General features: G+C 60.8%; 26 protein-coding genes, 1 tRNA gene and 1 riboswitch. Of the genes, 19 read left to right on the forward strand and 8 right to left on the reverse strand.

The window, feature by feature from the left end; all coding sequences use genetic code 11:
* Positions 1–110: 110 nt before the first annotated feature.
* Positions 111–476 carry a hypothetical protein gene (locus tag ACR52_RS28990; RefSeq protein WP_082143075.1) on the reverse strand — a complete coding sequence of 122 codons (366 nt, stop codon included), beginning with the start codon at positions 474–476 and terminating at the stop codon, positions 111–113.
* Positions 477–796: 320 nt separating this feature from the next.
* Here ACR52_RS28990 and ACR52_RS01230 point away from each other — a divergent pair, with 320 nt between their 5' ends.
* From ACR52_RS01230 to ACR52_RS01290, 13 genes are all read left to right on the forward strand, one after another.
* Positions 797–2,419, forward strand: coding sequence for a methyl-accepting chemotaxis protein (locus ACR52_RS01230; RefSeq protein WP_048719600.1), 1,623 nt, complete (start codon positions 797–799; stop codon positions 2,417–2,419).
* A 167-nt stretch (positions 2,420–2,586) separates the two neighbouring features.
* Positions 2,587–2,688: riboswitch (guanidine-I (ykkC/yxkD leader) on the forward strand.
* A 60-nt stretch (positions 2,689–2,748) separates the two neighbouring features.
* Positions 2,749–3,816, forward strand: coding sequence for a putative urea ABC transporter substrate-binding protein (locus ACR52_RS01235; protein ID WP_048719602.1), 1,068 nt, complete (start codon positions 2,749–2,751; stop codon positions 3,814–3,816).
* Positions 3,817–3,828: 12 nt separating this feature from the next.
* A complete protein-coding gene (locus tag ACR52_RS01240; protein ID WP_048719604.1) occupies positions 3,829–4,644 on the forward strand; it encodes an ABC transporter permease in 816 nt (271 codons plus the stop codon).
* A complete protein-coding gene (locus ACR52_RS01245; RefSeq protein WP_048719606.1) occupies positions 4,641–5,405 on the forward strand; it encodes an ABC transporter ATP-binding protein in 765 nt (254 codons plus the stop codon). The genes ACR52_RS01240 and ACR52_RS01245 overlap by 4 nt, the downstream gene beginning before the upstream one ends.
* The gene (locus tag ACR52_RS01250) at positions 5,402–6,127 is read left to right on the forward strand and encodes an urea amidolyase associated protein UAAP1 (RefSeq protein ID WP_048719608.1); all 726 of its coding nucleotides are present in this window, start codon (positions 5,402–5,404) and stop codon (positions 6,125–6,127) included. The genes ACR52_RS01245 and ACR52_RS01250 overlap by 4 nt, the downstream gene beginning before the upstream one ends.
* A gap of 9 nt (positions 6,128–6,136) precedes the next feature.
* Positions 6,137–6,766, forward strand: coding sequence for an urea amidolyase associated protein UAAP2 (locus ACR52_RS01255; protein WP_048719609.1), 630 nt, complete (start codon positions 6,137–6,139; stop codon positions 6,764–6,766).
* 234 nt (positions 6,767–7,000) lie between these two features.
* A complete protein-coding gene (gene uca, locus ACR52_RS01260; protein WP_048719611.1) occupies positions 7,001–10,624 on the forward strand; it encodes an urea carboxylase in 3,624 nt (1,207 codons plus the stop codon).
* Between the two features lie 59 nt (positions 10,625–10,683).
* Positions 10,684–10,896 (forward strand): cysteine-rich CWC family protein, encoded by a 213-nt coding sequence (locus ACR52_RS01265; protein WP_048719613.1) that lies wholly within the window; start codon positions 10,684–10,686, stop codon positions 10,894–10,896.
* Positions 10,896–11,588 carry a pseudouridine synthase gene (locus tag ACR52_RS01270; protein WP_048719615.1) on the forward strand — a complete coding sequence of 231 codons (693 nt, stop codon included), beginning with the start codon at positions 10,896–10,898 and terminating at the stop codon, positions 11,586–11,588. Before ACR52_RS01265 ends, ACR52_RS01270 begins: the two co-directional genes overlap by 1 nt.
* Positions 11,589–11,892: 304 nt before the next feature.
* The gene (locus tag ACR52_RS01275; protein ID WP_048719617.1) at positions 11,893–12,777 is read left to right on the forward strand and encodes an alpha/beta fold hydrolase; all 885 of its coding nucleotides are present in this window, start codon (positions 11,893–11,895) and stop codon (positions 12,775–12,777) included.
* Positions 12,778–12,933: 156 nt separating this feature from the next.
* A tRNA-Gly gene (locus tag ACR52_RS01280) sits at positions 12,934–13,007 on the forward strand.
* A 220-nt stretch (positions 13,008–13,227) separates the two neighbouring features.
* Positions 13,228–13,752, forward strand: coding sequence for a DUF3833 domain-containing protein (locus ACR52_RS01285; RefSeq protein ID WP_048719619.1), 525 nt, complete (start codon positions 13,228–13,230; stop codon positions 13,750–13,752).
* A 14-nt stretch (positions 13,753–13,766) separates the two neighbouring features.
* A complete protein-coding gene (locus ACR52_RS01290) occupies positions 13,767–14,072 on the forward strand; it encodes a DUF6482 family protein (protein WP_048719621.1) in 306 nt (101 codons plus the stop codon).
* Between the two features lie 24 nt (positions 14,073–14,096).
* Here the strand turns inward: ACR52_RS01290 and ACR52_RS31050 are convergent, their stop codons facing one another.
* The 5 genes from ACR52_RS31050 to ACR52_RS01315 form a co-directional block, all read right to left on the reverse strand.
* The gene (locus tag ACR52_RS31050; RefSeq protein ID WP_048719623.1) at positions 14,097–14,348 is read right to left on the reverse strand and encodes a hypothetical protein; all 252 of its coding nucleotides are present in this window, start codon (positions 14,346–14,348) and stop codon (positions 14,097–14,099) included.
* 23 nt (positions 14,349–14,371) lie between these two features.
* Positions 14,372–14,629 (reverse strand): helix-turn-helix domain-containing protein, encoded by a 258-nt coding sequence (locus tag ACR52_RS01300; RefSeq protein WP_048719625.1) that lies wholly within the window; start codon positions 14,627–14,629, stop codon positions 14,372–14,374.
* A gap of 34 nt (positions 14,630–14,663) precedes the next feature.
* The gene (locus tag ACR52_RS01305; RefSeq protein WP_048719628.1) at positions 14,664–14,978 is read right to left on the reverse strand and encodes a hypothetical protein; all 315 of its coding nucleotides are present in this window, start codon (positions 14,976–14,978) and stop codon (positions 14,664–14,666) included.
* Positions 14,979–15,168: 190 nt separating this feature from the next.
* A complete protein-coding gene (locus tag ACR52_RS01310) occupies positions 15,169–16,362 on the reverse strand; it encodes an MFS transporter (RefSeq protein WP_048719629.1) in 1,194 nt (397 codons plus the stop codon).
* On the reverse strand, positions 16,359–17,522 hold the full coding sequence (locus tag ACR52_RS01315) for an MFS transporter (RefSeq protein ID WP_048719631.1): 1,164 nt from the start codon (positions 17,520–17,522) through the stop codon (positions 16,359–16,361). Before ACR52_RS01315 ends, ACR52_RS01310 begins: the two co-directional genes overlap by 4 nt.
* Before the next feature lie 95 nt (positions 17,523–17,617).
* On the opposite strand from ACR52_RS01315, the gene ACR52_RS01320 reads away from it, so the two are divergent.
* From ACR52_RS01320 to ACR52_RS01345, 6 genes are all read left to right on the forward strand, one after another.
* Positions 17,618–18,514: a LysR family transcriptional regulator gene (locus ACR52_RS01320; protein WP_048719634.1), complete on the forward strand. Its 897-nt coding sequence runs from the start codon at positions 17,618–17,620 to the stop codon at positions 18,512–18,514.
* A 165-nt stretch (positions 18,515–18,679) separates the two neighbouring features.
* Positions 18,680–18,862: a type II toxin-antitoxin system HicA family toxin gene (locus ACR52_RS01325; protein ID WP_048719636.1), complete on the forward strand. Its 183-nt coding sequence runs from the start codon at positions 18,680–18,682 to the stop codon at positions 18,860–18,862.
* 22 nt (positions 18,863–18,884) lie between these two features.
* Positions 18,885–19,295, forward strand: coding sequence for a type II toxin-antitoxin system HicB family antitoxin (locus ACR52_RS01330; RefSeq protein ID WP_048719638.1), 411 nt, complete (start codon positions 18,885–18,887; stop codon positions 19,293–19,295).
* 87 nt (positions 19,296–19,382) lie between these two features.
* Positions 19,383–19,715, forward strand: coding sequence for a hypothetical protein (locus tag ACR52_RS01335; RefSeq protein ID WP_048719639.1), 333 nt, complete (start codon positions 19,383–19,385; stop codon positions 19,713–19,715).
* Positions 19,716–19,816: 101 nt separating this feature from the next.
* Complete coding sequence (locus tag ACR52_RS01340; RefSeq protein ID WP_048719640.1) at positions 19,817–20,317, forward strand: methylated-DNA--[protein]-cysteine S-methyltransferase; 501 nt, start codon at positions 19,817–19,819, stop codon at positions 20,315–20,317.
* A 114-nt stretch (positions 20,318–20,431) separates the two neighbouring features.
* A complete protein-coding gene (locus ACR52_RS01345; RefSeq protein ID WP_048719641.1) occupies positions 20,432–20,857 on the forward strand; it encodes a low affinity iron permease family protein in 426 nt (141 codons plus the stop codon).
* A gap of 55 nt (positions 20,858–20,912) precedes the next feature.
* Here the strand turns inward: ACR52_RS01345 and ACR52_RS01350 are convergent, their stop codons facing one another.
* Both ACR52_RS01350 and ACR52_RS01355 read right to left on the reverse strand, forming a co-directional pair.
* Positions 20,913–21,440: a DUF4142 domain-containing protein gene (locus tag ACR52_RS01350; protein ID WP_048719643.1), complete on the reverse strand. Its 528-nt coding sequence runs from the start codon at positions 21,438–21,440 to the stop codon at positions 20,913–20,915.
* Positions 21,441–21,710: 270 nt separating this feature from the next.
* Positions 21,711–22,616, reverse strand: a complete 906-nt coding sequence (locus ACR52_RS01355; protein ID WP_408003325.1) for a LysR family transcriptional regulator — start codon at positions 22,614–22,616, stop codon at positions 21,711–21,713.
* Positions 22,617–22,687: the final 71 nt, after the last annotated feature.

The raw sequence follows: 22,687 nt of genomic DNA on the forward strand, positions 1-22,687 counted from the left end.
CCAAGTGAAGTACATCTGAGACCCATAAGATAGCTGTTAAATCTGACAGTCCTGATAAACCGCGCCCACAAAAAAGCGGCGCTTCCTGCGCCGCTTGTTTTCAAGACCTGTCAACGGTGGCCGCCGCGGCCCCCTCCATGATCGCCACCACGCCCATGCCCGCCATTACCCCCGCGGTCGCCCCAGCCCTGGTTCGGATAAGGCCGGTACCCCGCTCTTGGGCCGGCGGGATAGTAGCGCGGCGCCGGCTGGTAATAACGCGGGGCTGAGTAATAACGCGGGGCTGGCGCGTAGTAACGTGGCGAGGGGTAGTAATCACGCCGGTATTGATACGCCGAACCACCGCCGTAGTAATACGCTGGCGCCGGCGAGGTGTAGACCTCGGAACGGTAGTAGCTCTGGCCTCCATCGTAATAGGGCACGCAAGCGGAAAGGGTCAGACCGAGTAAAGCGCTGAGAAGCAGTCGTCGATACATGGCGGCCTCCTGGACCGCGGAAGAGCACCTCCAGCGACGCTGGGGGGCGGCATTCAGCTTTCACTGAATGACGAAATATCTGACATCAAAAAGCGAATCTGGTGCGTTTTTGCAATAGTTTGAAATATATCCCCACGCCCCCCACGCCCCAACGTATCCGGCACACCTGCATAGCTTGCAGCTATCAGAACAACGCGGGAATCAGAACTTTTTTATACCGACTGAAACTTTCAGTTTTCGGGTACTGTCGTTATGACATCGCACAATGCCATGGAGGCTCTGGTTCGAGCCTCCTATCCCTATATACCCGGATTTCTGCTATGAAGATTTCGTCCAAACTGTTGCTCTCATTCGTGTTGTGCGCATTGGTTACTCTGGTCGTGGGTGCATTGGGCATCAAAGGCGTGATCCGGCTGGCGTCTGCGCTGGACTCTGCCTTCTCCAACAACCTGGTATCGGTCAGCAACACCGCCGCCACCCTCAATGGCCTGGTCGCCCACAACCGTGGTTTATACCGCTTGATGGATGCCAGCAAAGGCGACGTACCTCAGCAAGACCGCGACCGTGTGCGCCAGGACATCGCGAACGAACTCAAACGCAGCCAGACGGCGTATGCCACCTACCGCGCCACCCCTAGTGAGGAAGACGAACGCGCTGCCGGGGACACGCTCGACCAGGTCTTGCCTAACTACATCGCCAGCTCCGCGCAGATCATGTCGATGCTCGACGCTGGCCAACTCGAACAAGCCCGTACGCAACTCAACACCGGCAACAACGAACTGTTCCGCCAGGCCCGCGAACTGATCCGCGTAATGATCGAATCCAACAACCGCCAAATCAAAGAGGGTGCTGCCGCTGCCGATGACTTACGCACCAGCGCGATGACGTGGATGATCAGCGGCATTGTGTTGGCCTTCATCATTGCCATCATCATCGGCCTGCTCATCACCCGCCTGATCACCCGCCCTATCGCCCAGGCCGTGGAAAGCGCCCAGCGCATTGCCCAAGGCGATCTGACCCACGCCATCGTCACCGAACGCACCGACGAAACCGGGCAACTGCTCCTGGCGCTGTCCGATATGCAGGGCGGCTTGAAAAGTACCTTGCTGGAAATCGCCAACGCCTCAGACCAACTGGCGTCAGCCGCAGAAGAACTGAGCGCAGTGACCGATGAAAGTACGCGCGGCCTGACTCGTCAGAATGATGAAATTCAGCAAGCCGCCACGGCCGTTAACCAGATGACCGCAGCGGTCGACGAAGTGGCGAGTAACGCCGTGTCGACCTCGGAAGCGTCTCGCCAAGCGACGACTGAAGCCGAAGACGGTCGTCAGCAGGTGGACCAGGCCGTGTCAGGCATGTCCTCGATGGTGTTGGAAATTAACGATTCGACGCAATCGGTTGCAGACCTCGCCAACCAGGTTCGGGAAATCGGCAAGGTGATTGATGTGATCCGTGGCATCGCCGATCAGACCAACCTGCTGGCCCTCAATGCGGCCATCGAAGCCGCGCGGGCGGGTGAGCAAGGCCGGGGCTTTGCGGTGGTGGCCGATGAAGTTCGGGCGCTGGCCCATCGCACCCAATCCTCAACGGTCGACATTGAAAAAATGATCAGCGAAGTCCAGGCCGGGGCGGATGGCGCGGTGGCCGCGATGAGCAAAAGCCTGAGCTGGGCCAACAACACCCAGAGCCTGGCCCAGAACGCTGGCGAAGCGCTGCAGCGGATCACGGCTAGCGTGGCGAAAATCAATGAGCGCAACCTGGTGATCGCCTCCGCTTCGGAGGAGCAGGCCCAGGTTGCCCGCGAAGTCGATCGCAACCTGCTCAACATCCAGGACCTGTCGACCCAGACCGCCGCCGGCGCCCTCCAGACCAGCGCCTCCAGCCAAGAGCTGTCACGCTTGGCCACCTCGTTCAACGTGCTGGTCGGCAAGTTCCGGCTGTAACCGCCTCATTGCAGTGCGTCTGCGCACCAGCGGGACGCACAAACTGCTCGCCTCTGCCCTCCTCTCTCGCTTGCCCGGCTGATACGCCGGGCTTCTGCGCACTTGGCACGACTCTCGCTTTACCTCTACCGTGCAGGATTCATCACAGGTTCGCGGCACCACAATTTGCAATGGCCGACTAGGGTTCCGGCTCGCTAAAAGCGAGTGGCTGGTCCGAGAGTTGGCGACCTCCAGTTGAGGTTACACGGCGGGATAAAAGCCCGGGAGACAAGCCACCGTTCACGGTGCCGCGTTGCTCCTGCTCGCCCTCGATCAACTGGAGAAGCCCCATGCCCTCAATCCGTTTACCCTCCCTGCTCGCCGCCGCTTTCGCCGCCGTGCTGAGCTTCCAGACCCAGGCCGCCGCCAAAAACCACTTCAGCGTGTGCTGGACGATTTACGCCGGCTGGATGCCCTGGGAGTACGCCGGCAGCCAAGGCATCCTCGACAAGTGGGCGAAGAAGTACGGCATCACCATCGACGTGGTGCAGCTCAATGACTACGTCGAATCCATCAACCAGTACACCGCCGGCCAGTTCGACGGTTGCACCATGACCAACATGGACGCCCTGACCATCCCCGCCGCCGGTGGCGTGGACAGCACCGCGCTGGTGGTCAGCGACTTCTCCAACGGCAACGACGGCGTGGTCATCAAAGGTACCGGCAAGACCGTGGCCGACCTCAAGGGCATGAACGTCAACCTGGTGGAGCTCTCGGTCTCCCACTACCTGCTGGCCCGTGCGCTGGAGTCGGCGGACCTGACCGAAAAAGACCTGAAAGTGGTCAACACCTCCGACGCCGACATCGCCGCCGCCTTCAACACCGATCAGGTACAAGCGGTGACCACCTGGAACCCGATGCTCTCCGAGATCAAGGCCAAACCCGGCGTGAGCGAAGTGTTCGACTCCAGCAAAGTGCCCGGCGAAATCATGGACATGATGGTGGTCAACACCCAAACCCTCAAAGACAACCCGGCCCTGGGCAAAGCCCTGACCGGCGCCTGGTTTGAAGTGGTCGCCCTGATGAACGCCAAGGGCCCCGCCAGCACCGAAGCCCTCGAGCATATGGCCAAGGCCTCCGGTACTGACCTCAAGGGCTTCCAGTCGCAACTGGACACCACCAAGCTCTTCGCCACGCCCAAGGAAGCTCTGGCCTTCGCCACCAGCGCGCAATTGCCGGCCACCATGCGCAAGGTCACCGAGTTCTCCTTCCAGCACGGCCTGCTCGGTGAAGGTGCCAAGGACACCAGCGCCGTGGGCATGAGCTTCGCCAATGGCGTGACCAGCGGCGACAAAACCAACCTCAAGCTGCACTTCGACCCCAGCTACGTGCAGATGGCCGCCGACGGCACGCTGTAAGAGGACCTGGCCATGCGCCTGATCAACCGTCACCCGGACCGCTCCAGCCGCCTGTTGTTGGTGCTGCTGCCGTTCGCCCTGCTGCTGTTCGCCTACTTTGTGGGCTCGGCCGAGCGCCTGGCGGAGAACCCCAACGACAAGCTGCTGCCCGGCGCCGGGCAAATGCTTGAAGCGGTCAAGCGCCTGGCCTTCACAGCCGACACTCGCACCGGCGAATACGTGTTGTGGCAAGACAGCGCATCGAGCCTGCGCCGTCTGGCGATCGGCCTCGGCATCAGTGCCCTCGCCGGCCTGTGCCTGGGCATCGCCGCCGGCACGTTGCCGCTGTTTGGCGCGCCGTTATCGCCGTTGCTGACGGTGCTGTCGATGGTGCCGCCGCTGGCGATCCTGCCGATTCTGTTCATCGTGTTTGGCCTGGGGGAATTGTCCAAGGTGATGCTGATCGTGATTGGCGTCACCCCGTGCCTGGCGCGTGATCTGGAACAGCGGGCGCGGGAAATTCCGGTCGAGTTGCTGGTGAAGGCACAGACCCTCGGCGCATCCACCTGGACCCTGATGCTGCGCGTGGTGTTGCCGCAATTGCTGCCGCGCCTGCTGATCTCACTCCGGCTGATGCTGGGCTCGGCGTGGTTGTTCCTGATCGCCGCCGAGGCCATCGCGTCTACCGACGGTTTGGGCTACCGGATCTTCCTGGTGCGCCGCTACTTGGCGATGGACGTGATTTTGCCCTATGTGGTGTGGATCACCCTGCTCGCCTGGCTGATGGACTGGGGCCTCAAGGCCCTGACCCGACGCGCGTTCCCCTGGTACGAAGGAGCGCGGGCATGAGCTTTATCAGCGTCAACAATGTGTGGCAGCGCTACGGCGACCAGGTGGTGCTTGAAGGCCTCAACCTGCACGTGGCTGAGGGCGAGTTTTGCACGCTGGTCGGTACGTCCGGTTGCGGCAAGTCGACGTTTTTACGCCTGCTGCTGGGCCAGGAAACCGCGAGCAAAGGTGAGATTTTGCTCGACGGCCAACCCCTCGCCGCCGAGCCGGATGCCAGCCGTGGCGTGGTGTTCCAGCGTTACTCGGTGTTCCCGCATTTGACCGTGCTCGACAACGTAGCCCTCGGCCTTGAATTGCCGCACTCACGACTGTTGGGACGGCTGTTCGGCAAAGCCAAAAAAGACGCACGGGAACAGGCCTCGGTACTGCTGCAAAAAGTCGGCCTGGGCCACGCCCTCGACAAGTACCCGGCGCAGCTCTCCGGCGGCATGCAACAACGCCTGGCCATCGCCCAGGCCCTGATCATGAAACCCCGCGTATTGCTGCTGGATGAACCCTTCGGTGCCCTCGACCCGGGCATTCGCAAAGACATGCATCAGTTGCTGCTGGCGCTGTGGCGCGAAACCCGGCTGACGGTGTTCATGGTCACACACGACCTGAGCGAAGGCTTCAGCCTCGGCACGCGCCTGCTGGTGTTCGACAAGGTCCGCGTCGATCCCCACGCGCCCGGTGCCTATGGCGCCCGCATCACCTACGACATCCCTTTGAACAGCGAGCGCCGCAAGGCGATCGCCGCCGAACTTGGAGCAACTTCCAAATGACCGACTCCACCCAATTGTTCCCGCCGTTCGCCGAAGAAACGCTGCCCGGCGGCGGCCACCGTTCCTTCGTGCTCAAGCGCGGCCAACTGCTGCGCCTCACCGACATTCGCGGCGGCGCCAACGTCAGCCTGACGCTGCTCAACGCCAACGAAAAAACCGAGCGCCTGAACCTGCCCGACAGCCTCAAATGCCAACACACCGCCAAGCTCACCCGCGGCCATTGCCTGTACTCGGACATGGGCCGCGTACTGGCAGCGATCACCGCCGACACCTGCGGCTGGAGTGACAGCATCGGCGGCGTACTGTGCGCGTCCGAGGTCGCCCGGAAGTACGGCCAGGGACGCTACCAGGAGCTGCGCAACGGCTTCTTCCGCAACGGCACCGACAACCTGCTGGTGGAGCTGGGCAAGTGGGGCCTGGGCCTGTCCGACTTGCTGATGACCCTCAACCTGTTCAGCCGAATCAGCGTGGACGACAACGGGGGTTTGCACTTCGTACCGGACAATTCCAAGGCCGGTGACTACATCGAACTGTACGCACCGATGGACACCCTAGTGGTGCTCACCGCCCTGCAGCACCCGATGGACCCCAACCCCGAGTACGCGCCGCAACCGCTGAAACTGAGCTGGATGAACGCCGACGCCAGCGTCGCCGAACACTGTCGCACCTCGCGCCCGGAAAACGAGCGCGGCTTTATCAACACCGACCGTCTGTTCGCCTGAGGAGCTGCCATGTCTATCGCACTGAAACAACCTGACGCAGCGGTGTACCGCGCGACTATTCCCGCCGGCGAGCCGTGGCTGATGGAGGTCAAGGCCGGGCAGACCTTGCGCATCCTCGACCTTGAGGGCAACCAGGCCGTGGATACGCTGTTCTACAGCCTCAAAAACCCCAAGGAACGCTACGACGTGCAGCGCACCCTGCGCCGACAAAACAGCGTGTACCTGGGCACCGGCAGCGTGCTGTATTCCAACCTCGGCCAGCCGATGCTGACCATTGTCGATGACACCTGCGGGCGCCACGACACCCTCGGCGGCGCCTGCGCGCAAGAGAGCAACACCGTGCGCTACGCCCTGGAAAAACGCTACATGCACAGCTGCCGCGACAACTACCTGCGGGCCTGCGCCCATGACGGTCGACTGGGCAAAAGCGACATCGGGCCGAACATCAATTTCTTTATGAATGTGCCGGTGACGGCCGACGGCGGGCTGACGTTTGAAGACGGTATTTCCGCTCCCGGCAAGTACGTTGAACTGCGCGCGGAAATGGACGTGATCGTGCTGATCTCCAACTGCCCGCAACTGAACAACCCGTGCAACGGCTACAACCCAACCCCTGCGGAGTTATTCGTATGGAATTGAAAATGAAGCGGTTGCGCGCTTGGCTGTTTGCCCTCTGCCAGGCCCGCAGCGGGCAGTGCCTGCGAAACCGCTGAACAATGTGGGAGGGGGCTTGCTCCCGATGGCGCTGAGTCAGCCACACATGCGCTCACTGGCTCACGTCATCGGGAGCAAGCCCCCTCCCACACTCATGACATGCACTGCGGACGACCGTAGTGTTCCCTCACTTTGCGGGACGGCCCGCAGGGTTTTACCATGTTCGAAAAACTCTTGATCGCCAACCGGGGCGCCATCGCCTGCCGCATCCTGCGCACTTTGCGCGAACTCCACGTCAAGGGCATTGCGGTGTACGCCGAAGCCGATGCCGCCAGCCTGCACATCCAACAAGCCGATGAGGCCTACAGCCTCGGTGAAGGCGCGGCGGCGAGCACCTACCTGGCGGTGGAAAAAATCCTCGCCCTGGCGAAGGCTTCGGGTGCCAAGGCGATTCATCCTGGCTATGGTTTTCTTTCAGAGAACGCAGCGTTCGCCGAGGCCTGTGAAAACGCCGGCATCGCCTTTGTCGGGCCGACGCCGGAACAGCTGCGTGTATTCGGCCTCAAGCACACCGCTCGGGCGCTGGCCAAGCAACACCAGATCCCGCTGCTGGAAGGCACCGAGCTGCTCGACAGCCTCGACGCCGCGCTGCTTGCAGCCGATAGCGTGGGCTATCCCGTCATGCTCAAAAGCACTGCCGGCGGTGGCGGTATCGGCATGCGCGTGTGCCGCAGCGCGGCGGAGTTGAGCGAGTCCTTCGAGACAGTCAAACGCCTGGGGCAGAACAACTTCAGCGACGCGGGTGTGTTTATCGAGAAGTACATCCAGCACGCTCGCCACCTGGAAGTGCAGGTGTTCGGCGACGGCGCGGGTGAGGTCATCGCCCTCGGCGTGCGCGACTGTTCGGTGCAGCGGCGCAACCAGAAAGTCCTCGAAGAAACCCCCGCGCCGAACCTGCCCGAAGGCATGGCCGATGAACTGTGCGCGGCCGCCATCACGCTGGCCAAGGCGGTGAATTACCGCAGCGCGGGCACCGTGGAATTCATCTTCGACAGCGCCGACGGCCGCTTCTATTTCCTCGAAGTGAACACGCGGTTGCAGGTGGAGCATGGCGTCACCGAGCAGGTGTGGGGCGTGGACCTGGTGCGCTGGATGGTGCAACTGGCGGCGGGTGAACTGCCGCCGCTGAGTGAGCTGGAATTGAAACCGCAAGGCCATGCGATTCAAGCGCGGCTGTATGCGGAAGATCCGGGCCGCGACTTCCAGCCGAGCCCCGGGCTTTTGACCCGCGTGGACTTCCCGGTGGCCGAGGGCTTGCGGATCGACACTTGGGTGCAAGCCGGTTGCGAGATCCCGCCGTACTTCGACCCGATGATCGCCAAGCTCATCACCTGGGCGCCCACCCGCGAACAGGCGCGCCTGGATTTGCATCAAGCCTTGAGCGACAGCCAGCTGTACGGCGTGGAAACCAACCGCGATTACTTGCGCCAGATTTTGCTCGCCGCACCCTTCGCCAGCGGCCGGCCTTGGACGCGTTGCCTGGAAGACCTGGTCTACAGTGCCAACACCTTCGAGGTGATCAGCGCGGGCACTCAAACCAGCGTGCAGGACTACCCCGGTCGCCTCGGTTATTGGGCCGTTGGGGTTCCGCCGTCCGGGCCGATGGACAGCCGCGCCCTGCGACTGGGCAATCGTCTGCTGGGTAATAGCGACGGCGCCGCTGCGCTGGAAATCACCATGAGCGGGCCGATGTTGCGCTTCAACTGTGCGTCGGTTGTCGCGGTGACGGGTGCAGAGATTCCGCTGCTGTTGAATGACCTGACTGTGCCGATGAATACCGCGCTGCTCATCCCTGAGGGCGCCACCTTGAGTCTGGGAACTATCGCCGGCGCCGGCGCACGCAGTTACCTGTGCCTGCGCGGCGGGCTGCAAGTGCCGGACTACCTGGGCAGCAAAAGCACGTTCACCCTTGGCCAGTTTGGTGGGCATGGCGGGCGCGCCTTGCGGGCGGGTGATGTGTTGCATGTGTTGCCGTTGATGGACGTCGCCGCCGGGCAGCAGTTGATCGCCGAACCGCTGACTGACGTGCGCACGCTGCGGGTGATTTATGGCCCCCATGGCGCGCCGGAATACTTCAAGCCCGAATACATCGACACCTTCTTCGCCACGCAGTGGGAGGTGCATTTCAACTCCAGCCGCACCGGCGTTCGCTTGATCGGGCCGAAGCCTGAATGGGCGCGTACGGACGGCGGCGAAGCCGGGCTGCATCCGTCGAACATTCACGACAATCCCTACGCGATTGGGGCGGTGGATTTTACCGGGGACATGCCGGTGATTCTCGGGCCGGACGGGCCGAGCCTGGGTGGGTTTGTGTGCCCGGTGACGGTGATCGAGGCAGACCTGTGGCAGCTCGGACAGCTCAAGGCGGGGGACCATATTCGCTTTGAACCAGTGGACATCAAAACCGCCCGCGACCTCGCCTTGAAATGGGATCAAATGTGGGAGCCGGGCTTGCTCGCGATACAGGCGACTCGGTCTCACAGTCAGACCGAGGTGATGCCATCGCGAGCAAGCCCGCTCCCACATTTGATCGCGTCGCCTGTGGTGCTGGACATCGGCCACGCCGACGCCCGCCTCGTCGCCCGCCTCGCCGGCGATACCCACCTGCTCCTGGAAATCGGCGCCCCCGAGCTCGACCTGGTGCTGCGTTTTCGCGCCCACGCCCTCATGCAAGCCCTCCAGGCCCGCGCGCTGCACGGCGTGATCGACCTGACGCCCGGCATCCGCTCGCTGCAAATCCACTACCAACCCGAACAACTGCCCCTGGCCAACCTGCTACTGCTGATCACCAGCGAATGGACCGCCGTGTGCGCCACGCAAAACCTGCAAGTGCCCTCACGCATCGTCCACCTGCCGCTGTCCTGGGACGATCCGGCGTGCCAACTGGCGATCGAAAAATACATGACCACCGTGCGCAAGGACGCCCCGTGGTGCCCGAGTAACCTGGAGTTCATCCGCCGTATCAACGACCTGGCCAACCTCGACGAAGTCCGCCACACCGTGTTCGATGCCAGCTATCTGGTGATGGGCCTGGGCGACGTCTACCTCGGCGCCCCGGTGGCGACGCCGCTGGACCCGCGCCATCGCCTGGTGACCACCAAGTACAACCCGGCCCGCACCTGGACCGCCGAAAATTCGGTGGGCATCGGTGGCGCGTACTTGTGCGTGTATGGCATGGAAGGCCCCGGTGGTTATCAGTTCGTGGGGCGCACCTTACAGATGTGGAATCGCTATCGCGAGGTGGCGGCGTTTGACGGCAAACCGTGGCTGCTGCGATTTTTCGATCAGATTCGCTTCTACCCGGTGAGCGCCGAAGAGCTGGTGCAGATACGCCGGGATTTTCCGCTCGGGCGCTTCGAGTTGAGCATCGAAGAGAGCGAGTTGAACCTGGCGGATTACCAGGCTTTTCTCGCCCGGGAAGCCTCGAGTATCGGCGCGTTTCGTGAGCAACAGCAGCACGCCTTCAATGCCGAACGCGAGCGCTGGATTGCCAGCGGCCAGGCGCATTTCGACAGCGAAGAACTGGCGCCGCCACCGGGTGACGACACGCCGCTGCAGGCCAACGAGTACAGCATCGACAGCCACATCGCCGGCAATCTCTGGCAGGTCCAGGTGGTGGCGGGTGAGCGAGTGGCGGCCGGGGATGTGCTGGTGATTCTGGAGTCGATGAAGATGGAGATTCCGGTGGTGGCGCCGTTTGCCGGCGTGGTGCGGGAAATTCCCGTAAAACCGGGCAGCGGCATCGGCGCTGGCCAGCGGGTCGTGGTGCTGGAACGCGACTGACCGGCGCTGTATCGTGCAGGGACCTTCGGCGCCCTGCCCGATCCAGCCTGAACCGAGCGATGACCACACCCACCCTCTGCCCCGCCTGCGGTGCCCGCAACGACTGCACCCTGGCCGACCCACGCACCGCAGACCAAGCCTGCTGGTGCTACACCGTCACCATCGACCCGGCGGTGCTCCAAGCGCTGCCCGACGAGTTGCGCAACAAGGCCTGCCTGTGCCCGCGCTGTGCCCAGGTCAATGAGCAATTGCGTGGGATCGAGCCTCAGTAATGCGTATCGACCGTTTCCTCAGCAACCTGCCACGTTTCAATCGCCAGCAAGTGCGCCTGCTGTTGGTTGAACGGCGGGTGGCCGTCGATGGCGTGAAGGTCAGCGACCCTCATCATGAAGTGCGTGAGTTCAGCCGTGTGTGCGTGGACGATGAAGTGCTTCAAGAGGGCAAACCGGCGCGTTATTTCATGCTGCACAAACCCCAGGGTTGCGTAAGCGCCACCTCGGATCCGCAACACCCTACCGTGCTGGAGCTGCTGGACGAGCCCGACATCGCCGAGCTGCATATCGCCGGCCGTCTGGACTTCAACACCACGGGCCTCATGCTGATCACCAACGACGGCCAGTGGTCGCGGCGCCTGACACAACCGACAACCAAACTGCCCAAGGTCTACCTTGTGGAAACCGAGCAGAACATCGGTGCGCACTATGCCGCGACGTTCAAGGCGGGCCTGTACTTCGCGTTTGAAGACCTCACCACCCAACCGGCCGAGCTGGAGCTGCTGGGCCCGAGGACGGCGCGCTTGAGCATCATCGAAGGTCGCTATCACCAGGTGAAGCGCATGTTCGGGCACTTCAACAACAAGGTGATCGGCTTGCATCGCGAGCGCATGGGGCCGCTGGCGCTCGATTGTTCGCTGGCGCCCGGCGCGTATCGCGCGCTGACCCTGGATGAAATACGACAGGTCTGACGACCGTTCGGCCGGTGATGGCAAAAACCCATTTCTGCGACTTGCGACATCCCGGGTCTGCTGCTTGAATCAAACCGTCAGCCAAATTATGACTGACGAGTCGCCTATAACCTCCAAGAAACACCTTGCCCCGCCCGCGCTTGACCGACGGGCCTCTCAGGCAAACAGCCCGTCATAACAATACCCGTCGACCAGCCGTCACCGGATCGACATGGGCCCTCATCTTCCAGGCGTATGCCTACCTGTCACAAAGCTCGTGCAGAGTGATCTGCGCGCACTACCCGCTTGCCAGGAGTCTTACGACATGAGGCCAGAAATCGCTGTGCTGGATATACAGGGTCAGTATCGGGTTTACACGGAGTTCTATCGCGCGGACGCAGCTGAAAAGACCATCATCCTGGTCAACGGCTCGATGGCCACCACGGCATCCTTCGCCCAAACCGTAAAAAGCCTGTACCCGCAATTCAACGTGGTTTTGTACGACCAGCCCTACGCCGGTCGATCCAAAATCCATAACCGCCACGAGCAGATGCTAACGAAAGAAGTCGAAGGCCAGATACTCCTGGAACTCATCGACCACTTCGCCGCCGAACACGTGCTGTCGTTCTCCTGGGGCGGCGCAGCCACCCTCGTCGCCCTCGCCCACCGACCCTGTCGCGTGGAAAAGGCCGTGATCAGCTCGTTCTCGCCGGTGATCAACGCCCCTATGCGCGACTATCTTGAGCGCGGCGTCGACTACCTCGGCAACCTCGACCGTCATAGCGTCGGCCACCTGGTCAACAGCACGATTGGCAAACACCTGCCGTCACTGTTCAAGCGTTTCAACTACAAGCACGTGAGCGGCCTGGCCGAGCACGAATATGGCCAGATGCACTTCCACATCAGCCAGGTGCTTAACAGTGACCGACTGTGCTACCTCAAGGCCGCGCGGCAGATCGACGTGCCGGTGCTGTTCTTGAACGGCGAGTGGGACGAATACACCAGCGCGGAGGATGCCAAGCAGTTCGGCCAATACGTGGCGAACAGCAGCTTCAGCACGATCCAGGCAACCGGGCACTTTTTGGACATGGAGCACAAGGCAGCGTGCCGGGACAGCCGGGAGGCGGTGGTGGGCTTTCTGAAACCGCAGCGGCAGGTGAGCCGATTGCGGTATCACCAGGGCCAGACGCAGCATGCATTCGCAATCTGAAATGAGATCCCTTGCAGGAGCGAGGCGGGCGGCTAGCCCTTGCTCGCTACTGCATTGGGTCCGTTCGTCGCCTGGTTCAACGCACGCAACCCGCACATTTTTCGAAGAAAAACTTCAAATCCCGGCGCACATCTGGTACAAAGTCAGCCGCTCTGAGCGGGTGTCGTATAATGGCATTACTCCAGCTTCCCAAGCTGATAACGAGGGTTCGATTCCCTTCACCCGCTCCACTCAGATTTTGCTCCCGCGTCAGAATGTTTTTGACGGGGGATGCATGAAAAAACCGGCCCTTGGGGCCGGTTTTTTTATGGGTGGGGTTTGGGAATATCCCGTCTAAATCTCCGCATCTTCCAAATAACGCGCCACAAAACCTGTACAAATACAATTTCATGTACAACTATAAACCCTTGAGCGTCGGCACCTCGCCTCGCACGATCAAGGAGCCGGACAATGCGCCGTCTACTGGTTTCACTGTTCCTGGCACTGAGCCTGTGCAGCTGCGGCAGTGTCGGTGTCGACCACTACGCCGACCAGCAACCACAATTGGATCTGGAGCGTTTCTTCAGCAAACCCGTCAAGGCCTGGGGAATATTCCAGAAGCGTTCGGGGGAAGTGGCCAAGCGCTTTGAGGTGGACATCGCCAGCCGGCGCGAGGGCAACGCCTTGATTCTCGACGAACGTTTTCTATACAGCGATGGTACGCGCCAACAGCGGGTGTGGACGCTTACGCCGGATGGCCCTGGGCGCTGGCGCGGACGGGCCAGTGACGTGGTCGGCGAGGCCATTGGCGAGGTGGCCGGGAACGCGTTGCGTTGGCGCTACCGCCTCAACCTGCCGGTGGATGGCTCCGTGTACGAAGTCAGCTTTGACGACTGGATGTACCTGATGGACGAAGACACGCTGATCAACCGTTCGAGCATGTCCAAGTTCGGCGTCGAATGGGGGCAGGTCACGTTGTTCTTTCGTCGCCAATGAACAGAGGATGAATCATGAATATTCAAATGCTGAGCGAACTGGCCACGAAGGGCGAGGTACGCGAGTTGGAACTGCTGTCGCTGGAGGGCGGTTTCTACCTGGCGCGCATCAGGCTGGATCACGTTGAAATAACGCTGGTCGGTGATGACGGGAAGCCGATGCGCATCGGGTCTACCACCCACTTGCGCAACTTGCTGCAACGGGTGCCGCCGTTCCCTTGCGTGCTGGTGCAGCACTGCGTGCATGATGAAATGTGTGGCGTGCGTGAAGGGCCTGTCGATGCGTTGCGGATTCCCTTTTCGCTGAACTCGTCTTTTTAGAAACGACGATTCCAGCTATGCCCCCTACCGAACAACTTCGACGTAAACAAGTTTCGGATCCTGCTCATCGAGATTCTCGATAACGCCGCTGCGCAGAAAGCCGCCTTGGCTCTTCTCGACTGCCTCGCTGACAAATTCGGCTGTGACCCTCAAAAAATCAGGCTTTCGTTCCCCAAATACCCATTTCAAGTCCTGGCTGACCGCGATGATGCCGAACGTCCCAGTGCAACCGATTTTGTGGCAAAAGCTCGCGAAACGCTGACGCAGGCTACTCAAACAAAAAAACCGCCTATAGATGGTTATCTATACTCCAGGGCTGCCAATACGTGACCCGGATCATTGTAAAGGGCGCGCAACAATGCCCTTGCCGGTCCCTCCGGCTCACGTCGCCCTTGCTCCCAGTTTTGAAGCGTTCCCACCGGCACATCAATCGCCTTCGCAAAGCGCGCTTGTGACAGTCCCGTGGCGTGTCGAATCTCTTTTACCTTCAAGGCATCAACAAAAAATTCGCGGGATGGGGGGTGCTCGCCTCGTACGATCTCGTCCATCTGGGTCATGCTCTCGACCAGACGATTGAACAGTTTTTTTCCATCACTCCCACCTTCGGTTTATCTCGCACAGGATTCTCTTTTCCGCCGGCGAAAGATCATCTTTGACGCCCTTTCGATAGATCAGGATCAATCTAATTTGATAGGTCATACAGAGGTGGTAGTTGATAATTCTGACACCACCCCTTTTTCCCTTTCCCTGCGACGCCCAGCGGATTTTCCTGAGGCCATTGGTCCCCTGAATAACATCACCAGCGGTGGGATTTTCCGCCCGAAACTCTTGGAACTCACTGTAACTTTCGTCACTCAGAAGCGCTTCCAAATCTTCTGTAAATGCGAGCGACTCGATAAATATCATGCTCACGCCTATACGTCACTGGCGCATAAGTAGCTTATGCCGATCGTTTCCTATCACGCAACAGCCATACGTCACTCATTGATAGGCATACGAAACATGCGCCGAGATTTCTGAAGCGCAAACTCTACAACCAGCGAACCTGTGACATGACGTAGGACGGAACTGAGTTTTCCATCTGAAAAAATGGCAATCACCCCTCAATCCCCACACCCCGCTGCACCACCCACGCCAACGGCAACGTCACCCCCAACATCCCCGCCAACACCAGCACCGCCACCGACACCCCAAGCGCGTCCCCCACTGCGCCAAACAGCAACGGCGCCAGCGCCCCGCCGCCGATCGTGCCGGTGTAGAACAGCGCAAAAGCCTGCTCGCGCTTGCCGGCGCCCGCCAGGTCCGGCACGGCGCCGTAGAGCACCGAAGACGTGCCGTTCAGCGCCAACCCCAGCACCGGCAACATCACCATCAACGCCGTCAGCGGCAGGTACACCGCCGCGACGATCAGGAGGGCCGTGCTGGTTTCCGTTAGCCACACGGTTTTCATCATGCCGATGCGCACACCGAGGTAGCCGCAGAGCAGTTTGCCGAATGCGCCGCCGATGAACAGCATCGTCAGCGCCAGCCCGATGCCGGCAGTGCCGGCGCCTTTGGCTTGCAGCAGGAACGGTAGAAAGGTGAGGAAACCCATGCGCACGGCGCTGTCGAGCGTGCCGGTGAGGATCAGCGCGCGCAGGCCGCTGGCGGAGCCGGTGCCAGTGAGTGGCCTGGTTTTTTGAGTGGCCGTGGCTGCGTGTGGCTGGTTGGGGATCATCCACCACAGCAGTCCCGCCGCAGCCAGGCCGAGAAGCCCCAGGAGCGTGGCGCTGGCACGCCAACTGATCAAGGTGAGCAACACGCCAACCAGTCCGGGGATCAGGGTTTTGCCGATGTCGCCGGAGAAGTTGTATTGGGACAGCGCTTGCTTGACCCCGCCACCGTCCTCGTAAGCGTCGGTAATCATCGAGGAGGCCAGTGGATGCTGGGTGCTGGCGCCCAAGCCGCCGAGCAGCAGCGCCAGCAATAACAGCGTCAGCCCGCTCGCTTGTCCCACCAACAGGTAGGCGATTCCCGCAAGCGCAGTCCCGCCCACCAGCATCGGTAAGCGCCCCCAGTGTTGGGCGGCGCGGCTGGCCATCAACTGGAACACCGCCATCATCCCGGAATAAGCGCCACGTAAAAGGCCGATCTGGGCGTAGGACAACGCGAACTGGGCCTGCCAGATCGGCAACAGAACATAGATGACATCGGTGAGGCCATCGTGCACGGCGTGGGCGCTGCAGCCGGCGATCAGCGAGCGGCGACGGCTTGACGGTTCGCCAGCAGGCACGGCGACGGTATCGTTCATGGCGTTTGGATCAGCTCGGGTTTGAGGGGTTTCCAGCCGGTCAGGGCAATCAGCAGGGTCAGCAGTTGAAAACCGATAACCAGCGTTACGCACCCGGCCCAACCCCAACGTTCCCAGAACAATGCAGGGACGATGGCACCGCAACTGCCGCCCAGGTAATAACAGGTGAGGTAGACGCCCACGGCGCCGGCCTTGTTGTCACGGGCAGTTGCGGTGGTAAAGGCGTTGGCGGCGGCCTGGGCGAGGAACACGCCGGTGGAGCTAAGCGCCAGGCCCACCACAATGCACCACAGCGACGGTGCCAGAGTCAGGGCGCCGCCACTGATGCCAAGTACGGCGGCAATCGTCAGCAGTTCGGCATGTGGACGGGCTTTGCTCAAACGCCCGGCGATGGGGATTACGATCAGGGCCAACAGGAACACCATGTAAAGCGTGCCCAGCGCCGCAGTGCCCAGATTGAACGGTGGTAGTCCGAGGTACAAACCCGCGTAGGTAAAGGTCGCAACTTGGGAAAACAACACGCAAAAACCTACGGCATACGCGGCCAACAAGGGTCTGCGAAAGACACTCGAAGACGAGGCTTTGAACGGCATCGTTCGTGACCGATTGGCGGGCAACAGAAACTGGATAAACCCGCCCACCATCAGGCTCAGCACCGCCAGCAATTCAAACGCTTCACGCCAGCCCACGTATTCGGTCATCACACCGGTGACGAAGCGCCCGGCGAACCCGCCCAACACCGTGCCCGCGACGTAGAGGCTGGTAACCTCAGTGACCGTGCCGCCGCTCCAACGGTCGCCGATGTAAGCCACGCTGGTGGCGAACACCACCGGAATCAACATGCCCTCAACAAAACGCCACACCAGCACTTCGGCGAAGCTGTCGGCATAGGCGGTCATCAACGCCGGCACCGCCAGCAGCAACGCCGCCACCGCTATCACCGTGCGCTGCTCGAAGCGACCGGTCAGGCGGCTGACGAAGGGTGCGGTGATCGCTACGGCCAGGGTGGTGACGGTAATGCTCCAGCCCGCGGCCCTCGCGCTGATGTGAAAATGCGCGGCAAAGGTCTGGAGAATGCTTTGGGTGGCATAGAGGTTGAGAAACGCCGCACAGCCACACAGGAACAGGGCAAGGCGGGCACAATGCAGGCGCGGTTTCATGAAACCTCTCGTTTTATTTTGTAACGCCTTTATAGAATGACGGGCATGATCGTGACCAATACCGATTTCCGACCGATCAATACCCAAGGATCAGGATGCTCGACCTACGCAAGCTGCGTTACTTTCTGACGGTCGCCGAAGAACTGCACTTCGGCCGCGCCGCCCTGCGCCTGCACCTGGCCCAGCCGCCGTTGACCCGGCAGATTTCCGCGCTGGAGGGGGAGCTGGGCTTCAAGCTGTTCGACCGCACCAGCCGCACCGTTTCCCTCACCGCCCAGGGCCGGGCGTTTTTGCCCTATGCCCGTGGTGTGCTGGACCAGGTGGAGCTGGCTCAAGTGATCGCCGGAAAATTGGCTGCGGGGACGGCGGGCCAACTGGCCTTGGGGTACGTCAGCTCAATCGCCCTGTCGGATCTGTTCAGCCGGGCCATCCAGGCCTTCGCCCAGCGCTTTCCCGATGTGCAATTAACCCTGGTGGAATGCGCCTCCGGCAGCCTGGGGGCGCAGGTGGCTGACGGACGATTGGATATTGGCTTGAGCCGGTTGTTGCCGCACAGCAAAGAGGTACAAACGTTATCGCTGGGCGAGGAACGCTTGGTGGCAGCCGTGTCGAGTGACAGCCCGTTGGCAAGCCAGGCCAGCGTCAGCCTGGCGCAGCTCAGTACGCACCCGTTGATTCTATTTCCGGCGGATTACGGCTCGGGGTTGAACCAGTCCATCGAGCAGCTTTACCGCCATCACGGCGTTCCCCTGCGCGCCGGGCCGACCGGACGGCAGATCACCTCGATCATTGCGCTGGTGGCGGCCGGACAAGGTGTAGCGTTGGTGCCGGCCTGTACGCAGAGTTTGATGAACAAGGGCGTGACGTATCGACCGTTGGTGGAGGTGGATGCGTGTGCGCCGTTGTTGGTGCTGACTCCTGCCGGAAGACAAAGTGTATTGATTGACGCGTTTCTGGCCGTTATCGGGGAGTCATTACACATCCGGCAATAACCCGAAAAACCTCGCAATACCTCCCCCGCAGCACCATTCCCACGCACTCATACACTGCATTCACCCCCTGCCGAAATACCGGTCATCGACCGTCGGTAGGTAGAGTGTTGATAAATTATTTTCAGTGGTTATAGTCACCACCAACACACACCACAAGGAGGTGATGTGGATAGCCGATATCTGATAGGTCACATTGTCGCGGACGGTTGGTACCTCGTACGCACCAGGGGCAGTCATCACCACTACAAGCACCCGACAAAGCCTGGGCTGGTAACGATTCCCCACCCAAAGAAGGACCTGCTGGACAAGACCGCCAAGAGCATTTTGAAACAAGCTCTACTGAGTTAACCGTCCCTGGAGGACAACAAACATGCTGTACCCCATCGCAATTTCAACCGGCGACCAGGACCATGCCTGGGGCGTGGAAGTCCCGGATATTCCTGGCTGCTACTCTGCCGGTGAAGACCTGGACGACGCCATGGCCATGGCCCGTGAAGCCATCGAAGGGCACTTCGAGATTCTCGCGGAAGATGGCGCGCCGATCCCGAGCGCCCAGAAAGTCACCCTGCATGCAGCCAACCCAAAGTACGCCGGCTGCACCTGGGCGGTTGTCGACATCGACGTCACCAAGTACCTGGGCAAGGCACAGAAACTCAACATCACCTTGCCAGGCTATTTGCTCAATCGCATCGACGAATATGTACTGCACCATCCAGAAGAAAAAAGCCGTTCGGGCTTCCTTGCGTCGGCGGCGCTCAAGGTGCTGCAACAGGATCGGTAGCTAAAATCCCAGCAAAGTCTGAATGCCGAGACGACCGCGTAACTTAATGATGTCGCCTCATCAGCCTCTGAGAACGGGACCACCGCAATGCTTGAACCCAACCAACCCACGCCAAAACCCGTACTGCGCCAAGTGGTGGGTTGGGTGGTGGTTTTGCCATTGTTGATGTCCCTGTTGTGGCTTAAGCCCCCGCTGGGGCTGTTACTGACGCTCGCTTCGGTCATCACGTCGGTTTACGGCATGCGGTTCACCTGGCGCCATGCAAGCAGGCAAGTGGCGGTGTTCGCGCTGATTGTCACCTCGCTGAATGTCGTCTCTGCACTCTTGATGGGAACGGGCTCAGTGCTCAAGGCCGTGTATAACATCGGCTGGGTTTACGCGTACGCGTACTACTCCCACTGGGTTTACTGGAATTTCTAAGCGGGCGCAGAATTTGATCGCAAGAAACGTAGTTTTCAATTGAGCTGATGCAACTACGGTAGCGTTGTAGTTTTTTATGTCCTATCTCGAGGAGCCCGCTCATGCCCTACGAATACAAACTCATGCCCTCCCCCGTCGGCGAACTCACCCTGGTGGCGCGTGATGGAAAACTCAGCGCAATCCTGTGGGAATGCGAGCGTGCCAACCGCGTACGCCTGGGTGAGTTGCACGAATCCAACGACAACCCCGTGCTCCTGGAAGCGAAGCGCCAGTTGAAGGAATACTTCGCCGGTACCCGTAACCAGTTCGAGCTGGAACTGGACTTCGCAGGTACTGACTTTCAGAAGCAAGTCTGGCAGGCGCTGTTGACCATTCCCTTCGGCGAAACCCGCAGCTACAGCCAGATCGCCCAACAGATAGGCAACCCAAAAGCCGTACGCGCGGTGGGCGCGGCCAATGGGCGCAATCCCATCTCGATAATCGCACCCTGTCATCGGGTGATTGGAGCGTCGGGAGGGCTGACTGGGTTCGCCGGCGGGCTGGAAGCAAAGCAGTATTTGTTGGCGCTCGAAGGCACAGGCCAAGCGCAATTGGCGTTCTGAATCAGACCGCGACAAAAACGTATAACTTTGTTCATTCGCGCAATTGTAAAAAGAAATTTCAAAGCGCCGCTGCGGTCCATCATTTCATCACCCACCTATTTAGGAAAAACGGTCATGAAATTCTCCGCAGTCTCACAATCCCTGTCCCGTTGGGCAGGCAGTGCCCGGACGTTCTACGCGGCCGTCGCGTTGATTTTCCTGTGGAGCCTGAGCGGGCCGTACTTCCACTACAACGACACCTGGCAGCTGATCATCAATACCTCGACCACCATCATCACCTTCCTGATGGTGTTCCTGATCCAGAACACGCAAAACCGCGACAACGACATCCTGCACATCAAGATCGATGAACTGCTGCGCGTTTCCAAGGATGCACAAAACGCCGTGTTGAGCCTGGATGGGCTGGACCGCAAGGAACTGGAAAAACTGCGCCAGCAATACCGCAGCATCGGCGATGCCGGCAGCGTAAGCCTGAACAGCAGTTGCGGCCACGCTGCCGACGATGCGGCGCCGACCAAGACCGACTTGAACCAGGCATAAAAAACGGCGGTTGGATCTGATCCAACCGCCGTTTTTTTTATTTCAACTCACAAATTCAACCGTCGCCTTGATGAGCTTTACCGTAGGTCGACGCCAGGGCACGGGCTTTTTGCAGACGTTCTTCCAGCTTGGGCAACGTCTCATCCACCAGCGCTTTTATCTCCGGTACAGCCGACGCTGCGCCTTCCTGCTTGAACAGGGCGATGGCGTCTTCGTTTTCCTTGACCTGCTGCGCAACGTAGGCGGCGTCAAAGGAGTCGCCGTCCTTGAGTTCGGGCATCAGCGTTTCGGCTTTGTCGACGATCTTCTCGCGCGGTGCCACGGGCAGGTCGAGCTTCTTGGCGATGGCCGCCAGATGCTGGTTGGCCAGGGTGCGCTCGTTAATCACCTCGATGGTGTAGTCCTTGATCTCCTGGGACGAGGTTTTGGCGTGGGCCATGCGACTGGTTTCGATATCGGCCATCCCTTTGGCCGAAGCCTGCTCGATGAATTCAGCGGGCGACTGGGCGAAAGCATTGCTGGCGCCGAGGCCCAGCAGCATCGCGAAACTGGCGGTGCGTAACCGGATAGCCATGCGGCTCATGATGGGTTCCTCCAGGGCAAAAATAGGTGCGAGAAAATACACCTCGCCCTGAATTCGAATTTTCAGAGCGACAAAGGTTTAGAAAAAACTTGCCAGTGCGACGAACGGTAACCGCCAACTCAGCCAGGTTTGCGGCCAAACCGGCCCTGGGGTTGATCGGGCCTAACAGGATGCCATGCCCGAACACGGTTAACTGTGGCGAGCGGGCTAGCCCGCTCCCCACAAAAAGCGGGCTAGCCACAAAGCGGGCTGGCGACAGGTGGAGACGGTTTACTTCAATACTCCCCGCACCCGCTCACTCAACCACTGCAACCCCGAATCCCCACCCCGTCGCGCGTGCCACGCCAGCACAAAGGCAAACGCCGGGATATGAAACGGCGGCGGCACGGCCAACAAGTGTTGGGAGTCGATGTAGAGCAAGCCCCGCGACGATACCGTCAGGATCAGGTCCGTGCCCTGGATCAACTGCGGCGCCACGCCCCAATGCGGCAGGCTGATCGCCACATGCCGCCGCTGACGAATCGCCGTCAATGCCCGCTCGATTTCCGGGGTGCCGCTGCCGCGCATTTCCAGCAGTACATGGGGGCGCGACAGGTAAGTAGGCAAGTCGAGCACAGCGTTTTCCGGCAGGCTGTCGCGGTCCACCAGGCAGGTGTAATGCTCTTCGAACAGCGGCGTAGTGCGCAGTTCGGCGGGCATGTCGGGAAATACCCCGGCGGCCAGGTCGATGTCGCCATTGAGCACACCGTCCACCATACCTTCGCGGCTGGCCTGGATGATTTGCAGGTCAATACCCGGCGCTTCGCGGCGCAAAGTACGGACCAACCCCGGCAGGAAAATCGCCGCGCTGTAGTCCGACATCGCCACGCGAAACCGACGCTTGGCCGAGGCCGGGTCAAATCGGTTCGGCGCCAGCAGCGCCTGCACCTGGGCCAGGGCTTCGGCCAGCGGCGTCGCCAACTCCAGCGCGCGGGCCGTTGGTACCAAGGTGCCGCCCTGACGAACCAGCAGCGGGTCACCCAGCAAATCCCGCAAACGCGCCAGCGCATGGCTGACCGCCGGTTGGCTCAGGTGCAATCGTTCGGCCGCACGGGTGACGTGTTGCTCGCTTAGCAAGGCGTCGAGGATCACCAGCAGGTTGAGGTCGATGCGGCGCAGATCATTCATCAGCTGCATGCTCGGCATAAGAACTTGGAATTTAAATTTGCGTGACGAATAGCCTAGAGTCCAGCAAAACCTCTGGGAGA

This window comes from Pseudomonas fildesensis (assembly GCF_001050345.1).
Classification (GTDB): Bacteria; Pseudomonadota; Gammaproteobacteria; order Pseudomonadales; family Pseudomonadaceae; genus Aquipseudomonas; species Aquipseudomonas fildesensis.

What these genes read in the sequence shown, in the direction of transcription:
- ACR52_RS28990 (WP_082143075.1), bottom strand. Translation starts at nt 476, where the DNA reads ATGTATCGACGACTGCTTCTCAGCGCTTTACTCGGTCTGACCCTTTCC.
- ACR52_RS01230 (WP_048719600.1), top strand. Translation starts at nt 797, where the DNA reads ATGAAGATTTCGTCCAAACTGTTGCTCTCATTCGTGTTGTGCGCATTG.
- ACR52_RS01235 (WP_048719602.1), top strand. Translation starts at nt 2,749, where the DNA reads ATGCCCTCAATCCGTTTACCCTCCCTGCTCGCCGCCGCTTTCGCCGCC.
- ACR52_RS01240 (WP_048719604.1), top strand. Translation starts at nt 3,829, where the DNA reads ATGCGCCTGATCAACCGTCACCCGGACCGCTCCAGCCGCCTGTTGTTG.
- ACR52_RS01245 (WP_048719606.1), top strand. Translation starts at nt 4,641, where the DNA reads ATGAGCTTTATCAGCGTCAACAATGTGTGGCAGCGCTACGGCGACCAG.
- ACR52_RS01250 (WP_048719608.1), top strand. Translation starts at nt 5,402, where the DNA reads ATGACCGACTCCACCCAATTGTTCCCGCCGTTCGCCGAAGAAACGCTG.
- ACR52_RS01255 (WP_048719609.1), top strand. Translation starts at nt 6,137, where the DNA reads ATGTCTATCGCACTGAAACAACCTGACGCAGCGGTGTACCGCGCGACT.
- uca (WP_048719611.1), top strand. Translation starts at nt 7,001, where the DNA reads ATGTTCGAAAAACTCTTGATCGCCAACCGGGGCGCCATCGCCTGCCGC.
- ACR52_RS01265 (WP_048719613.1), top strand. Translation starts at nt 10,684, where the DNA reads ATGACCACACCCACCCTCTGCCCCGCCTGCGGTGCCCGCAACGACTGC.
- ACR52_RS01270 (WP_048719615.1), top strand. Translation starts at nt 10,896, where the DNA reads ATGCGTATCGACCGTTTCCTCAGCAACCTGCCACGTTTCAATCGCCAG.
- ACR52_RS01275 (WP_048719617.1), top strand. Translation starts at nt 11,893, where the DNA reads ATGAGGCCAGAAATCGCTGTGCTGGATATACAGGGTCAGTATCGGGTT.
- ACR52_RS01285 (WP_048719619.1), top strand. Translation starts at nt 13,228, where the DNA reads ATGCGCCGTCTACTGGTTTCACTGTTCCTGGCACTGAGCCTGTGCAGC.
- ACR52_RS01290 (WP_048719621.1), top strand. Translation starts at nt 13,767, where the DNA reads ATGAATATTCAAATGCTGAGCGAACTGGCCACGAAGGGCGAGGTACGC.
- ACR52_RS01300 (WP_048719625.1), bottom strand. Translation starts at nt 14,629, where the DNA reads ATGACCCAGATGGACGAGATCGTACGAGGCGAGCACCCCCCATCCCGC.
- ACR52_RS01305 (WP_048719628.1), bottom strand. Translation starts at nt 14,978, where the DNA reads ATGATATTTATCGAGTCGCTCGCATTTACAGAAGATTTGGAAGCGCTT.
- ACR52_RS01310 (WP_048719629.1), bottom strand. Translation starts at nt 16,362, where the DNA reads ATGAACGATACCGTCGCCGTGCCTGCTGGCGAACCGTCAAGCCGTCGC.
- ACR52_RS01315 (WP_048719631.1), bottom strand. Translation starts at nt 17,522, where the DNA reads ATGAAACCGCGCCTGCATTGTGCCCGCCTTGCCCTGTTCCTGTGTGGC.
- ACR52_RS01320 (WP_048719634.1), top strand. Translation starts at nt 17,618, where the DNA reads ATGCTCGACCTACGCAAGCTGCGTTACTTTCTGACGGTCGCCGAAGAA.
- ACR52_RS01330 (WP_048719638.1), top strand. Translation starts at nt 18,885, where the DNA reads ATGCTGTACCCCATCGCAATTTCAACCGGCGACCAGGACCATGCCTGG.
- ACR52_RS01335 (WP_048719639.1), top strand. Translation starts at nt 19,383, where the DNA reads ATGCTTGAACCCAACCAACCCACGCCAAAACCCGTACTGCGCCAAGTG.
- ACR52_RS01340 (WP_048719640.1), top strand. Translation starts at nt 19,817, where the DNA reads ATGCCCTACGAATACAAACTCATGCCCTCCCCCGTCGGCGAACTCACC.
- ACR52_RS01345 (WP_048719641.1), top strand. Translation starts at nt 20,432, where the DNA reads ATGAAATTCTCCGCAGTCTCACAATCCCTGTCCCGTTGGGCAGGCAGT.
- ACR52_RS01350 (WP_048719643.1), bottom strand. Translation starts at nt 21,440, where the DNA reads ATGAGCCGCATGGCTATCCGGTTACGCACCGCCAGTTTCGCGATGCTG.
- ACR52_RS01355 (WP_408003325.1), bottom strand. Translation starts at nt 22,616, where the DNA reads ATGCAGCTGATGAATGATCTGCGCCGCATCGACCTCAACCTGCTGGTG.